Origin of the sequence: Paenarthrobacter aurescens, assembly GCF_041549525.1 — a bacterium.
Taxonomy (GTDB): domain Bacteria; phylum Actinomycetota; class Actinomycetes; order Actinomycetales; family Micrococcaceae; genus Arthrobacter; species Arthrobacter aurescens.
The window spans coordinates 1,886,176-1,900,438 of the sequence record NZ_CP157456.1 but is presented as its reverse complement, the minus strand read 5'-3'; the positions used below and the strand labels follow the sequence as shown (position 1 = coordinate 1,900,438).

14 protein-coding genes and 1 tRNA gene are annotated in these 14,263 nt (G+C 58.1%); 3 read left to right on the top strand and 12 right to left on the bottom strand.

Annotated features, from left to right (window positions below; all coding sequences use genetic code 11):
• Positions 1 to 30: 30 nt before the first annotated feature.
• Both ABI796_RS08830 and ABI796_RS08825 read right to left on the bottom strand, forming a co-directional pair.
• Positions 31 to 558: a C40 family peptidase gene (locus ABI796_RS08830; RefSeq protein ID WP_170224870.1), complete on the bottom strand. Its 528-nt coding sequence runs from the start codon at positions 556 to 558 to the stop codon at positions 31 to 33.
• A 1,343-nt stretch (positions 559 to 1,901) separates the two neighbouring features.
• The gene (locus ABI796_RS08825) at positions 1,902 to 2,801 is read right to left on the bottom strand and encodes a sigma factor (RefSeq protein ID WP_141282104.1); all 900 of its coding nucleotides are present in this window, start codon (positions 2,799 to 2,801) and stop codon (positions 1,902 to 1,904) included.
• Between the two features lie 182 nt (positions 2,802 to 2,983).
• Between ABI796_RS08825 and ABI796_RS08820 the strand changes: the two genes are divergently transcribed.
• A complete protein-coding gene (locus ABI796_RS08820; protein ID WP_141282102.1) occupies positions 2,984 to 3,307 on the top strand; it encodes an ArsR/SmtB family transcription factor in 324 nt (107 codons plus the stop codon).
• On the opposite strand, the gene ABI796_RS08815 is transcribed toward ABI796_RS08820, so the two are convergent.
• Complete coding sequence (locus ABI796_RS08815) at positions 3,261 to 3,815, bottom strand: hypothetical protein (protein ID WP_174754481.1); 555 nt, start codon at positions 3,813 to 3,815, stop codon at positions 3,261 to 3,263. The two genes, ABI796_RS08820 and ABI796_RS08815, sit on opposite strands and share 47 nt — an antisense overlap.
• A gap of 360 nt (positions 3,816 to 4,175) precedes the next feature.
• Positions 4,176 to 5,207: a DUF3644 domain-containing protein gene (locus ABI796_RS08810; protein WP_336623245.1), complete on the bottom strand. Its 1,032-nt coding sequence runs from the start codon at positions 5,205 to 5,207 to the stop codon at positions 4,176 to 4,178.
• A gap of 1,066 nt (positions 5,208 to 6,273) precedes the next feature.
• On the opposite strand from ABI796_RS08810, the gene ABI796_RS08805 reads away from it, so the two are divergent.
• The gene (locus ABI796_RS08805) at positions 6,274 to 6,555 is read left to right on the top strand and encodes a helix-turn-helix domain-containing protein (protein WP_141282098.1); all 282 of its coding nucleotides are present in this window, start codon (positions 6,274 to 6,276) and stop codon (positions 6,553 to 6,555) included.
• Here ABI796_RS08805 and ABI796_RS08800 read toward each other — a convergent pair.
• The 6 genes from ABI796_RS08800 to ABI796_RS08775 all read right to left on the bottom strand — a co-directional run bounded on the left by ABI796_RS08800 (position 6,527) and on the right by ABI796_RS08775 (position 12,180).
• Complete coding sequence (locus tag ABI796_RS08800; protein WP_170224867.1) at positions 6,527 to 7,432, bottom strand: alpha/beta hydrolase; 906 nt, start codon at positions 7,430 to 7,432, stop codon at positions 6,527 to 6,529. The two genes, ABI796_RS08805 and ABI796_RS08800, sit on opposite strands and share 29 nt — an antisense overlap.
• 292 nt (positions 7,433 to 7,724) lie before the next feature.
• Complete coding sequence (locus tag ABI796_RS08795) at positions 7,725 to 8,051, bottom strand: hypothetical protein (protein WP_246095691.1); 327 nt, start codon at positions 8,049 to 8,051, stop codon at positions 7,725 to 7,727.
• A gap of 115 nt (positions 8,052 to 8,166) precedes the next feature.
• Positions 8,167 to 9,189: a hypothetical protein gene (locus ABI796_RS08790; RefSeq protein WP_141282092.1), complete on the bottom strand. Its 1,023-nt coding sequence runs from the start codon at positions 9,187 to 9,189 to the stop codon at positions 8,167 to 8,169.
• Complete coding sequence (locus ABI796_RS08785; RefSeq protein ID WP_141282090.1) at positions 9,186 to 9,677, bottom strand: hypothetical protein; 492 nt, start codon at positions 9,675 to 9,677, stop codon at positions 9,186 to 9,188. Before ABI796_RS08785 ends, ABI796_RS08790 begins: the two co-directional genes overlap by 4 nt.
• Positions 9,678 to 9,966: 289 nt before the next feature.
• Entirely contained in the window at positions 9,967 to 11,199 is a 1,233-nt protein-coding gene (locus ABI796_RS08780) for a hypothetical protein (RefSeq protein WP_246095690.1), read from the bottom strand.
• Positions 11,200 to 11,247: 48 nt separating this feature from the next.
• Positions 11,248 to 12,180 carry a TIGR02391 family protein gene (locus tag ABI796_RS08775; protein ID WP_141282086.1) on the bottom strand — a complete coding sequence of 311 codons (933 nt, stop codon included), beginning with the start codon at positions 12,178 to 12,180 and terminating at the stop codon, positions 11,248 to 11,250.
• Positions 12,181 to 12,554: 374 nt separating this feature from the next.
• Between ABI796_RS08775 and ABI796_RS08770 the strand changes: the two genes are divergently transcribed.
• Positions 12,555 to 12,818, top strand: a complete 264-nt coding sequence (locus ABI796_RS08770; protein ID WP_141282084.1) for a hypothetical protein — start codon at positions 12,555 to 12,557, stop codon at positions 12,816 to 12,818.
• Between the two features lie 22 nt (positions 12,819 to 12,840).
• Here ABI796_RS08770 and ABI796_RS08765 read toward each other — a convergent pair whose 3' ends face one another.
• Positions 12,841 to 13,923: a tyrosine-type recombinase/integrase gene (locus ABI796_RS08765; RefSeq protein ID WP_246095689.1), complete on the bottom strand. Its 1,083-nt coding sequence runs from the start codon at positions 13,921 to 13,923 to the stop codon at positions 12,841 to 12,843.
• 134 nt (positions 13,924 to 14,057) lie between these two features.
• Positions 14,058 to 14,139 (bottom strand) — tRNA-Leu (locus tag ABI796_RS08760).
• Between the last annotated feature and the right edge of the window lie 124 nt (positions 14,140 to 14,263).

The following is a 14,263-nucleotide window of genomic DNA, read 5'->3' as shown; positions in this document are numbered from 1 at the left end:
GGATGGGTGCAGCTCGCCGAGCTGGCACGATCACGTCAAGAGGTCGAAATAGGCGCTGCCGGGATTCCACTCAATTGGATGCAGCAACGTCCCAGCGGACGGGTTGAGCGCGCTATACATCATGCCGTCACCAGCGTAGATCCCTACATGGCCCCAGTTGTAAGGCCCTTGAGGGTTTTGGACGACAAGGTCTCCGATCTGCGGGGTATCCGTCATTCGCCCGACCCGCCACTGTTCCACTCGCGGAAGTTCGATTCCAACCTGCCGATATATCCACTGCACGAATCCAGAGCAATCCCACGCCTTGTACGCCGTCCCACCCCAGACGTAAGCACCGCCCAAGCCCGCCTGCGTGAAACGCAAAATATCCTGCCTGACTTGGGACAAGCCCTCTACAGCGATCGGCTCTGGCCGCCCGCTCTCCCCTGCGCTGCACTTCGGGACAGTTGTGACGCCCTCGAGCAAGTCAACAATGGCTGTCGCCTGTGGTTCCCACCGAGCATAGAGCTCTGGAAACGCTGAAACCTGGACCGCTTGAGCAGCCTGCCCTTTGCTCATGGCAGACCATCCTGGCACATCCAGCAGACCTCGAGGGCTACCTTGATTCGGTCCAGACGGCCCTCCGTAGAATGCACGTGCGTTGTAAGAAACATCCATCAGCTCTGCAACGGTTCCCCATCCAGCAGCTGGCCTCTGCTGTGCCGAACCTACTGAGTCGTGGTCACTCCCAACCCCGTCATGAGGAAACTGATATGACGCAGGGACATTCGCGTTGGCGAGCATCCGGAGGGTCGACTCCTGGAGAGACATCATTATGGCGATCACCATCGCCTCACGAGGAACGCCAAGTTGCTTCCCGACGGAAATGTACCCCTGTGCCACAGCAATCTGCCCTGCGGAGAGTCCAACGGCTTGACCATCCGGCCTAGATCCCCTGTCCGCGAGGACGCTTTGTGTGACACCACCGCTGCTAGACACACACCCGACATGTGATTCCGGATTGTCGCCCGCCAAGGCTAAAGCGACGGCACTGGCGACGACACCCAGGGAAAGCACGATGACGAGACTGACGGCGGTTACAGCCCGCACGAGGGTTCGGCGCCTGACTAGGGCTAGCGCCAAAGCCGCGTGCGGCATCAGTAGACGATCCTGCTAGTCGAGGCATAGAAGCCGACCATTTGGCATCGATCAGGCGGGGCGGTCGCTGCCGGCGGGCAATTAGCCATAACACTGACCGGCGCTGTGTATGAATTGCTGCTACTGACTGTCTGGTCAACGACCTTGAGTCGAACTGTGCAGACATGAAGCCCCGGCCACGGAGCCGGGCGTTCGCGAACTTTTACGAGTTCGTTGTCGCATGCCATGGATTCGAACGTGGCTGCCCTGTAGGCACCCTGGCCCGCAAGCGAAGCGAAGGACCCCGCGTTTATGCCCGTCGCCTCAAACTCCTGGACCAGGACCGCCAACGGATTCGATCCGTCAGGGAGGACGAACCACCAGGCCCGAATTCGAGCGTATACGTCCGAATAGGACGAACTTCGGGTGTCCCAGCTATAGATGGCCACGGCGGCCGCGGAAGCAAGCGCCCGATAATCGGCCGTGACAGGCGGAATGGACGCCGGCACCTTGGCGAGCGGAGCTGACTTCGTTGGTTTCGCTCTAGTAGTCGGCGAAATGCTCGGCAGATCCCGCGGCATCGAAGATTCAGCCGATGGGACACCCGTTCCGTTCGTTGACGGGGACTCCCGGGGTGCGACGAGAACGAGAAAGAGGACACCAACGATGGCCGTCAGTGCTAAGCCAAACATCCACCGACGAGTTCGTCGCCCGCGCCAAAGGGATTTCACCATGCTTGCCTCCTAAGCCGGTCCATGGCTCAGCTCTCCAATGAGCAACATGACTCAAACAGCCGAAGTCATGGAACTGCGAATGACTCTCCATGCCGTTTGGTACAGGCGACGGGCCGTGCCGATTTGAACTGCCACATAGCGATCAGTCACTTTGAACTCCTCGGCAACCGCGGTGATGGCGACCTGTCGTTCGACGCCGTGATGTTCGGGCAGAATGATTGCTTCGGCCACCGCCCGCAGCAGCGGATTCGGCAGACAACCAACGGCGTGCCGACACAGACCGGGCATGTCGTGCACAGCTTCAGGATCTACATCCAATGCTTGGCTTATTGTCTTTGCAGTCTGCCTAACCGCGGTGACTGCATTCCAACGGCGACGGTCTTGCGGCGACGGTGGGGCGTATCGTCGCGGCTCGGTGAGACTGCCCACTGCGAGGCGCCATACCGGAGCTGACACAGCGTTCCGAGTCAGCCCCAGAACCATGTGCGCCCATTCTCGATCGATGATCTCCTCGGCTTCGCGGTAATCACGGGACACGACCAGCACTGTTAGCTGCTGGAGAATGTCCGAGCTCTCACCGTTGCTCGGATCTACAAGCAGGGGCAACGTCTTGTGGCCGAGTTCCTTGCGGACGTGAGCAGCACAGACATTTCCCGCTACTCCTTGCACCCACGCCCCAAATGGAACTCCCGGGATCTGTCGGTAATTCCCGCGTGCCACCCCGTCCCAGACTGCCATCCTGATGTCTTGCATGACATCGTCCACATCGCACGAGCGGCCGATCCGAGCCAGGTGCGAGATGACGTAGCGACGCACGCCTTCGACTGCTCCCATCATTTGGTCGACGGAAACTCGCAGGGTCGGTGTCACCGGATTCAGCAGCGAAATGTCCACCGGGGATGGGTTTGAGATCTCTATTTCAGCGTTGCCCGCCAGGTGTTCCAGGCTCATGGCTCTCACCGCTTCGACTAACGGATTCGATTATCTCCAGCGCCACCAGACGTGGCGACTCAACGCGGCAGTGACGACACTGACCACAACACAAGCTTCTAAAGAATATTGTCGAAGATAATTAAAGTATCGTCAAGATCCCAGTTCTTACTTTTTGCATGTTGTTCAGCAAGAATGGAGCCATGCCACGGATCACGCAGCCTCGCGACGACGCCTGGTCGCCTGACGTTGAAGACGCCGTGGCGACGTTCGGGAACCGCTCCCGGAATGAGATTCTGAGATTTCTGACGGCAAACGGTCCTGCGTCCAGAGGGGACATCGTCGCAGCGGTCAGCGCCGGCGAACCCAGCGTCGCCAAACACCTCATAGCCCTTGAACAGGTCGGCGCCATTGAGGTCGATGTGGAGGCCGGACGGCGCCACGGCCGCTCACCTCGCTACTCAGCGAATCCTGACCGCATCAAGGAGTTGCTGGACGCCCATCTCCGGTATGTCTTGGAGGAGTAGTCGCGGCACGCTCCCCATTCGGGTGCAGGTCGATGTCTTTGTTCAGATACTCGGAGATTGCGCGAAGCGTTTCCGGCGAGACGTCCCCGAGGGTCCTAGCAGCGAATGACTTCACCCGGGCTGCCCTCAGAGACTTCACGAACTCCAGCTGAGAGTCGATACGTTCTGGAATGTCGCCTTCGACACCGTTCAGCAGATAGGAGGGATCGACGTCGAACATCTCGCAGATGGCGGCGAGCAGCTGCGGGTCACTAACCAGGCGCCCGGTCCCGTCCTTCATGTAAAACCACCGTGCCCTCGAGATCCTAATTCCGCGAGCTCGGAGGCCGGCCTCAATCTCCCTGAATGTGACCGGCGAACCCCTCTCAGCTACAACGACATCGAGCAGCAGGTTAAGTCGACGGGCGAGGATTGCCTGCGGTGACAAGTCGCCGTTGCGGCTAGCGTCTTCTGCCGGCATGCTCCACCTTTCGACCGTCTCGTTCCATGAGAAATGCTGCTTTGCCATCAGTATTCCGCGAGTGCCGCGGCCAGACAATCAACGAATGGCCAGGCTCGAGACTTAGTTCATAAACGAGAGGAGACACCGCGGCGCCCGGAAGCGCTGCACAGTATGGACGTCGAGGCGGCCGCTGGGCCTTGGGAACTTTTCGAGTGTGGCAAGAAGGCCTACCCAACTGTGGAAGCCGGACACAAACGGCCGCTGAGCAATCAGTGCAGCATCACGACGCTGCCACCACCCGGATGGTGGCCCGCGACCAGACGTCCAGATCAGTGGCAACCGCTTAGCGCCTAAAACCTGGCAACTAGCGCCCCCCGTCCTAGATAGTCGGAAGGAACCTGCCGCAGCATTATTATCTCCAGGCGTTTAGCTAGGTGGAGGCTCCGGAGTCCTGCTTAGGGCCTTTTCATGCTTTTGAGGGTCAGACAATTCTTCAATGAGAGATGCAATATACGCCTTGGTATAGACGTGGTTCTTGTGGGCTGTGCTGTAGATGCAGTTGGTTCCGTCAGCGAAGCTTGCTGACGGCGCTTGGCCTGCTTTTGGCCCGACGCCATCGCGGTGACGGAGCTTGGTGAAATCGTTCACCGAAAAGCGAAACTTGGTTTGCTCCTGCACGGCCTTGGCGGCGTTCGCGGGAAGCATTTCGTCGTCGAAGCCGCTGGCTTTGAGTTTCTCGAAGATGAGGACCTTGCCGGTCTTCCCAGCAGCCATCGCTTCCGCAAGTTCCTCTTCGGAGAGCTCCTTAGCATTGATGAACTTGAAGGCGAGGTCCGCTTCGTCCTTCACGCCGCGTAGTGGTTGGAGCTGGATCCTATACTCGAAACGAGGATCCTGGCGCATCGTGATTGGGATGCTCGCCTCAAACTCAGAGATGTACGTTTTGGCTTCCAGTGGGAGGCCCCGCCTCAGTGCCCGCTGCTCATCCATTCCTTCAGGTGAAAGAGACTGGATGAACACCGGGAACCGCAGTTCGTCGGCCAAGGACTCTTGAACCCCGAAGAGCCTCGTAAGTTCTGCTTCAAAGTTGATGACGTACGCGTGCGCATGTGCAGCAGTGGCGATGACAAGGCTCCGCTCGAACCGGTGCTCGATGGAGTTTCGCAGTCCTATGAAGAACTCGACGTTGGCCCGAATAGGATTTGATTCCTTGTATGAAAGATCCAGGCAGGTCTGGAGATCCCAAGACTGCTTCTGTCCATGCTTATCCCGCTTGTACAGGCGATTGCCTTTGCCTGTCCGGAAGTAGATATTGGTCCCCTTCCTGAGGAACTGGGCGTGCAAAAGGTTTTGCCATGCGAGGTGCATATGGACAACGAAGTCAGCGTAGCTTTGGCGCTCACCGGGACGGTTGTAGAAATCCACGGCCACGCATGCTTGGCGTCGGGCTTCTCTCATGGTGTGCCACCAATTGTGCCTAGGAGGCATTAGGCTTCATCTCCAGAGGTGACTGGGCGGGGCCGCGGTGTCCTGCTCATTTTTTGAAGTACTCCAAGTAGGACTCGACCTCTTGCGACTTTTCGGGGCAGAAGTAGGCCACAGTAAGGCGCACGCCATCGACTCCACCACCCGTCGCATTGCCGCCGATGGAGCGAACTGAGACGCCGAGGCTAGTACCGGTCTCGTCGCAGATTTCCGTCTCCATTCAGTCGGCGTAGCTCTGCACGTTGTCCGGCACAACGCCGAGGGCGGCGAGGTCAGCTTTGTAGGAGCCAGTTGTACTCATGGACGTTGGCTTTGGTGTAGGCGCTACCGTAACTGTCTTTGTGACAGTCGGCGCCGCGAGGCTTGTTTCTGTAGCGGCCGGCCCCGCGCTGTTGGCGCCTTCGCCGCAGCCGGACAGTACAACGATTAGAAGTAAAAGAGCGGGACCGCTCGTGGAAAACCTTTTCACCATTCCCCCATTGCAATTCAAGTCGTTTCTGCACCATATCTGGGTAACGCAAAAAGGCCGCTCTCGCGGTTCTAGGACGGATGCCTTGGCCTCGAGAACGGCCTTATGTTACGGAGGCCACTCACCGTTGTGTCGGTGCCCTAGTCGTCGGCGGCACGTCTTCTTGAAGCTGTAAGAACGCCTGTGCCCTTTGAACCAGCGACAGAAGTGCCCAGGCAAGCAGTTTGCAGACAAGTGCTCAAAACATATGGACCACGCCGGATCGGCTTGGACTACCGCAGAGACTCGGGCACACAGTCCTCATGCCAACGCACCAAGTAAGACTTCGTCGAGTGACCACCCGTGAACTCGCAACGGCCACCAGCTGCTGCCAAGCCCCGATGCGCGCGGGACGAAGACCACGTTATCCCAAGAGCGAGCCATATCTCAACGCCTAAATGAAGCGGGTTTTGCTAGATCCAACAAGTCAAACAACCTACTAATCTGTTCCGCCATTCGCAGGAGGCGTATCCTGTTGCTGTAGACCCGTCTACAATCAAGCATCCTCCACAATCCTGAGCCGTGGTTTGTATGTCGACTTCCATTTTGATGAACCGAACACGGAGCCAGATCCTTCGCTTCCTTATCAGAAGTGGGCCATCGTCCCCTGGCGTCTTGGCGTCGGGACTCCATGCTTCTCGAGCAACGGTTCGCCGTCATCTCCTCGTCCTTGAGTCGGCTGGTTGCGTTCAGGCGTTGGCTGACGAGCGTTACTCCGCCCATGCCTCAGTCGTCGAGTGCCAGCTCATCGACCTAGCGGCCCAGTACTCATTGCTAACGCCTCCTACTGAGCTCCCGCGTGATCAGGACTAGCGCCGGCCAAAGGGAGACGGTGGAACCAGTCCTCGACCGATTGCTCCCACTTTTCGGTGTCGACATTCCACTCCAGAGAGTGGCCCAGGGATTCAAACTCCACCAATCTGACTAGGTCCGGTCTCAGACTCGCCGCTTTCTTGGACGCTTCGAAGGGCGTTGTGGCGTCCTTCTGTCCATGGAGTACGAGGACCGGCTTGTTCAATTCAGGTGCTCGCGCCAACCAATCCAGGGAATCCAGACATATCGGTTCAGTAAGGCCGGTTACCCACCGGAGGGCCCTGGATCGAAGAATGGTGAAGCCCAGGTGCACAAGTGGCCGAGGAAGTCCGGCCGCCTTGGCGTTCGCTGCCAGGGTCGTTCGCCAGTCGAAGACTGGCGCGTCGAGAACCATGCCGGCTACTCGCGAGAAATTCGGCGACAGAGCTGCTGCTTGAAGGGCGATGGAAGCTCCCAGCGACCACCCAAAAAGGACAATGCGTTCAGCGCCATTGGAAATGGCGTAGTTGATGCCGGCATCGACGTCGCGCCACTCGCCTTGGCCGAGGTTGTAGCGGCCATCGTACGACGGCGGTGCATCGCCGTCGTTGCGGAACGAGACAACCAGCGACGTCAGTCCCAGACGCCTTGCGACCGGTATGCCGCGAAGTGTGCCGGCTCTTTTACCGCCCATGCCATGGATGTGGACGGCCCATTCGCCGGATGGGTTGACGCCGGCTGGAGGATCGAATTTCCAAGCCGGGGCGACGCCATTCTCAACCGGAATCACAACGTCTTCGTACGGCAGGCCGAGTTGCTCCGGTTTCGAGTAGACGTACCCACTCCAGATACCTGCCTTGGCTTGTTCAAGGTCCCCCGAGTCCACTCGCTCAACCACCCGGACTACTGAGTTTCGGTCAGGGTGGGAGCCAACGACCGGTCCGAGGCATGCGTGGCCCGCCCCCTGCTCAAACCACAGACTGTATCGTCCCGGCGCTCTCGTTTGTTCCGTAGCGGGGAGTTCGATCTCTAGGGATCCGTCCCCGTTGGTGTGCACTGCCCGAACTTCCAGACCCTCACGACGGCTGTGTTTTGGCACTACAACCTGACGAGCGAAGTATGCTGCGCCGGCCACGCCTGCAAGCACCGCCCCTGATGCAGCAAGAACGGCAACCTCTAAAGACCTAGGACTAATTGCTGTCGGCATCGTCCACCCCTTGGGCCCTCCTGCGTTCGTCGATCACTGCGCGGAGTCTCACCAGGGTATCCGGAGAGATCCCCTGCAACTGACGAGCGGCGAAGTTCCGCACACGTGACTCACGCAGGGTACGAAGAAGTTCCAGCTGAGCGTCTACAAGCTTTGGTACCTCGCCGGCATCGTCCAAGAGGTAGTCACGATCCACTCCAAAGAATTCCGCAAGGTTACGAAGCAGCACGGGATCGGTCGCCAACGAGCTGTCTCCGCTGCGCATGTAGGCCCAGCGGGAGCGGGAAAGCGGCGTTCCACGCTGACTCATATGCCGATTGATCTCGGGGTATGTCAACGCCTCCGATCCCTCGGCCTCGTAGAGGTCAAGTAGGAGATTGAGTTTTCGTGCCAATCTGGTCTGTGGGCTCTCGAAGGAACTGGCATCATCCGTCATATCGCCGATTCCCCTTCCGTCGACGAACTGCAACTTGGCGCACGATCGGTCCCGCCAGGTAGTTCTCAGCTGCGTTCAAGACATTGAGGTCATGGATGTCCAAGGAACTGCCCAACCCGGGCTCTACTAACAGTGCGTCCTGCACTTCAACAAGCATCCTATGGAGTCTTTGGGCATGGTCCTGATGGCTGATCATTTCTGTGTCTCGCACGAGTCGAACGTTTTGCCGTTTCTTTGTTGTGTTCTCCCAGATTTTCGTGAGGTCGCTAACCAGCTCCGCCTCGGTCGCGGATTGTTTACGGCGGAGAATTCGACGCGCCACGGGTGGGATGGCCAGACCGACGCACAGGAAAGTCATGGCGGCAACGACCGCCGCATCATAAATGGGCGAGATCGCACGCATAGCATCCAGGCGTCCATGCAAATGCAGAACATCCATGGCCAGCACGAGCAGCACAAGGAGAACGGCAAAAGTACAACCAACCCCGATACTCGTAAATGCCATGCGGAAGTAGGGCCTCAACATGTCGCCGCGAAATCGGAAACAGGTAACACCCGTAACGCTAACCACGTAGCCGATGTAAACAAACTGGATCGATGAGTAGAGGGCAGCGGGCCACTGACCACCGTAATCCACCATGAAACGAGTGGAACTGCCTTCGGTAACGACGGCGCTGAAGCTGGCTGCAAGGCACACAATTACCGTGGCCAAGAGAACTAGGCCAGCAGTGTCTCGTCTCTCGACCGTTTCGTCCGGTTTAGCCGCCCGAATGATAGCTGTCGAGAGAAAGTAGATGCCCACGACCATAGATATGTTGGACAACAGGTCCACAAAGTCACGACCGCCCAGGACAGCATCAAAGCCCAAGTAGACCTGATCTATGTTGAGCGTCAGTGCGACTGCAATCGTGATGGCGGCCGTCAGCACGCTGTGATCGCGCCGTCTCCTGAAACCAAGCAACAGGCAAACGACGAGTAGCCAAATCATAGCCGCGGCCACTGTCTGGATCATTCGAAGACCTTCTCGAACGATCGCGGCTCCCTGGCACTGTTCCGTATTGCTGCCGCGAAGAGATCTGCCAGCGATTCCGCAGCGGCTTCCAAGTCGTCAGTGAAGCTGCTCCTGGCCAACACACGAGATACCAGGCCGGTCGGAAGGTTCGGGAAGAGGACCCCTATGTAGTCGGCCGGCACCACAAGTTCGTCATGCCTCAAGACCATGTGCCCCAGCTCGTGAAGGACAAACTGTTGACGGTGGAGTCCGGAAGGGCTGATGGCATGCAAGATGATCTCGACATCATCCGTGGACAGCCACAAACCGCAGACTGATCCACCATTCAGTGCTCCGGCAGCTTCAATTTCTATAGGCCGATGCCGGACACCCTCAACCACTTCAACGAGGCGTTCCAGGTTCAAATGAGTAGGAAGCGCTAACGAATCGAAGGCACTCGCTGCGCGTTCCGCCGGCGATTGTCCTGAGGGATATGGGTCGTTGGTCATGACATCCCCAGTGATGCGTTTCCCCTCGGTTCGTGTCGACGTGCGCAAATTGCTGCGCCAGCCGACGAACCCTGTAATTCAATTGAACGCCCGCGCTCTGGACATGTCCAGAGCGGCAATACGACCTACGCACCCGAGCATCGCTGCAGGTGTCGGCATAGGTTCAGTCAGCACCGCCGATTATCGCGAACATACTTCCAGAAGGCAATTAGGGATGCGCAGCTGCTGTCGTCGGGACCTCGAAATGTAGTCGCCGCCTCAGTAGCTACCCTCCGCTCAGTTCCTGTTTTCAGAGCGGATAATCCTTAGCCGCGGGCCATGTTTCCTTCCACTCCCGATTCTGGGGGTGGCTCGATAGCCACTGACGGATGTTTATTAGGACTTCATTGACATCGTGCAGGAGGTCCTTCTGCTTTCGTACGAAGGTTTGGTCGGTCACGTTGGTTCGCAGAGCGTGGGCCGGCTTTTGCCGAGCCGCTCGAACTTGGCGTAACGGCCTCAACGCCCACTTGGCAGACTCTGGCGCTACGTGCTTCATCGTCATGAACAACTCAAACCGGCCAAGGGTGCCCAAAGGGTCCCCTTTCTCGTTCGTCCGTGGAACCTTGGCCTTATCAAGCGCTCCGTCATCAATGTTGTCTGACAAGAGCTTGTCGAACGAGTGAATGAAATGGTCCCATTCGCGTTGGTCTGCTCTGAGGATCCAGCCGAAGTCGTCAGGAAGTTCGTGGGACCTGAATAGACGGATGCCCCAAACGTTTTCGAACAAGTCGCCAATAGCTTTCAGTTCCTGGGCGAGTCGAGCGAACGGGCCCATGCCGTCCGGCCAGTGACCCATTTGTGACGCGTACCAAACTGGGTGGGGATCAACCCCTTTCTTGGCAACCTGAAAACTCGCCCATCGCTGTTGGTGCTCTGGTGTGAGGTCGTCCAAGTCCCCGTAGAATGCGGCCACGCGTCGGATGATCGGCGAATCCGAGGCCTGTGGGTCGTACTGGCGCATATCGTAGGCAAAGCCGAGATGCAGGAGACCAACCCTGTCTTTCTTCGGCTGGTCTCTGTCTTCGAACGCCTCGTCCGACAGTCCAAAATTAATCCCAAAGTCCCCCATGCCGAACCTGAACCGGGCATCGTTTCGGTAACCCTCGAGCACGTCCGCGCTGAAGAACGCCAGTTCGAGCGTGGATCGGCCACGAGCCATTGCCTTAGAAAAGGGAGCGTTTTCGAACTTCCCGGGCAATTTCGTCTTTTTTAGTGCTTTTGCCTTGGGATAAAGACAGACCCCGTAATCGTCTTCGGAGAGTTCCCGGAGCTCCTCGATTTGCTTAGCCACCGTCCTTCGCGAAGGCCAGGGACGTATGTGAATATTCAGGTAGTCACTCGGGCCCACGACTTCGACCATGCCGGCCTCAGCCAATTCGACCGCTCCATCGATCTCTTCGGTTGTGTTCCGAGAAGTACTGACGTGGAGTCCGTTGAAGTCCCGGGATTCCAGATATCGCCGTTTGACCTTCTTCAGCATTCCTCTCGCAGATGCGGAAAGGTCCTCTCCTCCTGTTGGCATCTCGCGCTAGCCGTCTTCTCGCGTCGTTAATCGGTTGGATTCGTCTGCGGGCGCAGGCACCTCCGGCGGGACCGCAGCGGAAGTCACGCCATCGACAGACACGACCACGCACCGGTCCAAAAACTTTGCAAGAATACTGAGCGTCGCTAACTGTTCGAGCCCGTCCTGCTCGGTGAAGTCTGCGGAGACGTGCGTCGCTGGGTTTCGTATCACCATGTTTACACCGGGAGCGAAGCTAAGCAGACCGGACTGCATCGTCTTAACGTCCTGGTCATCAACATCCCCGGGCCAGCGCAGCCGAGGCTTACCTTCCTGGGGATCCGCGGCTGCGAAGGCCTGCTGCCATAGAGACGTGTCACTGGCGTTGTTCCGACCAATGAGCTGCTTCATCTGGCCGCTGACGGCCTCCGCAGAAGCTGCAACCGCTTGACGAAGATGACCGTCGTTCCAAAGACGCTGGGCCGCAGCCCACACGAGAGGATGGAGAAGCGATGGCTCGATGTTCGGAGAAGACAGAGCGGCGGCTTTAGCCTGCAGGCCCTCTAAACGACCGGCGGCCTGAAGGCAGCAACTTCGGACCACACCAGCATCCAGCAGCGGCTTCGGTTCGAGCATTCGCTGCCAATTCACGAAGGGGTCCAGGACGCCGGCTCCCGGGGCGGTCATCCTGACCTGAGTGACATTGCTGAGATCCATGAGAGCTCCAGCGAGGTGGTTCAGCTGATCAGTGAGCGCCCGCACACGTGCTTTGTCAGCACCATCCTTCGGCAGCACAGCAGGTGCCATACCCACGGCGATGCCTCCAAAGCCCGTGTTCTCCACGTGATGTGTCATGAACTCTTCGAACGTGCTCGAGAATTTATCAAGTCGATCCCCCAGAAACTCCAAGTAGTCGCTGTTCGTCCGGCTCTCCATCACTCCCCCTAATTCAGTAAGCATCCGCTGCTCCAGTCACGTCATCGTGGCCGAACACAACGTCAAGTCTGCCGGATACGTGCCCGTTTTCAGAACTGTTGAATCGCCATGCCGTAAAACAACGACCATGCGGGCATCGCTGCTTCCCGCCTCAACACCCATCGCCAGTCTTCCCATGGTTGGACAAGCTCACGTCAATATCAGGGCGATATCAAGAGGACACTGCCTAGGAGGGCGCCAGCCACCATGTTTCTGTGGTGTTCACAAGGCAGAGCCATAATCTGACGCAAAGGGTCCGGGGTTGTCCTCTTCGCGAAGGTAGATTTTGTTAGTCATGTCCTTCACGTTCAAATACTCCATGAAAACTTCACATTGGATTTCACCTTGGACGGATAGACATGGACCTGGAATTCTTTGAGCCTGCGGAAGCAGCAAGTCTCATGCGATGCAGCGAGGGATGGCTGCGTGACGGCGCAGCCGCGGGACGCTTCCCTCACGCGTGCTGGGGCAAGGGAAAGATCGTCTTTACGTCAGAGCACATCGCAGAGATAGCCAGGCTAAGTGAGATCCTGCCCGGCACACACCGGGCGGCCGCCGCCAGCGGCGGCACAACCAGCACCCGGCTCATCGGAACAAGGGCCCGCAATCGCCTCGTTTCCTGAGCAAGAACAAACCACGGCATCTCTACCGCATAAACGCAGCCACCGAACGCTCCGTCGCATCCGCCCCAGCCTGCAGCGCTTCCGGCATGAGGTGCCCATAGACGCCCTCTGTGGTGCGGGTTGACGCATGCCCCAGCCGGCGCGAGATCGTAAAGATGGGGACGCCGGCCTGGATTAACCACGAGGCATGCGTGTGCCGTAGATCGTGAATGCGCGGATTCTTCCGCAGGCCGCGTTCCTGGGCAGCTTTGACCGCCGGCATCCAGTAGTGGTGCCAGTACAGCTTGTGAACAATCCGCTCACCTTTCGGTGTTGTGAAAAGCAAGTCACCACCAAGGCGGCCAGCTACCAAGGGAATCAAGAGGTCCACCAGTCCAGGGTTCAGCCCAATAGTCCTCTTGCCTGCGCCGGTCTTCGTCGGCCCTATGTAGAACTGGTTCTGCCCGTCCCGTTTCCACGCCTTGTTGATCCGAGCCGTGGCCGGCTTCCCCAGCAAGTCGATGTCAGCAACCGTCAGTGCCGTGGCTTCTCCGAAGCGTGTCCCGGTCATGACCAGGAAGTTGGTGAAGTCCCGGTACCGCTCCCCCATGCCCTCCATGATCAGACCGAACTCCGCGTGAGTCAGAAACATCATTTCGTCTTCAGCCTTTTCGACGCTAGGCAGCTGCACACCTCGGCAGGGATTGCGCGTGATGTACCCCAGCATCTCCGCTGTGTTCATCGACGCCGAGATCAACCCATGGACATTTTTGATTGTCTTGGGAGATCGCCCCTTGGCCATCATCGATTTCACCCAGTAAGCGATGAGTCGGTAGTCGAGCTTGTCGACGGGGACGTGGCCAATGACCTTCTTCACATGCAGATCGAGCATGGTCTGATACGTCTTCACCGTGCCACTCGACGGCCGGATCAGCAGGTCGATGTGCTCCTGAATGACTTCGCCAACCGTGGGTATCTTCGCCCTGTTGTCCAGAAGCGCCTGCTGGGCGATCTCGAATGATTGTCCGTTCGCATCGAGTAACCGCTTCAGCGTTTCAGCCTCATGCGCGGAGTCGACAGTGATGCCCTGCTGCTTCCGGATCTTCGGGTCGCGCCAGACCACCATGAAGGACGAAGAGCCGTCCTTTTTGACGCGTTTCCGGATACTAGCCACATAAAAATGCTAGTTGCGTGTCAACAGATTTGGGGGTTTTGTCAACAGTCAGGGGCCATATAGGCCCCTGACCTGCGACATTACTGTGCCCGAGGTGGGACTCGAACCCACACACCTTTCGATACTGCATTTTGAGTGCAGCGCGTCTGCCAATTCCGCCACTCGGGCGCGGATTACCGGGAAGTTAAATCTCGCTGACTGCTCTCACTTCTGTGAGCAACGCAATCCTTTCCCAGCACGCGAAATTACTATACATGCAGATAGGCTGATTCAAAGAACCGGGCGCGCCTGA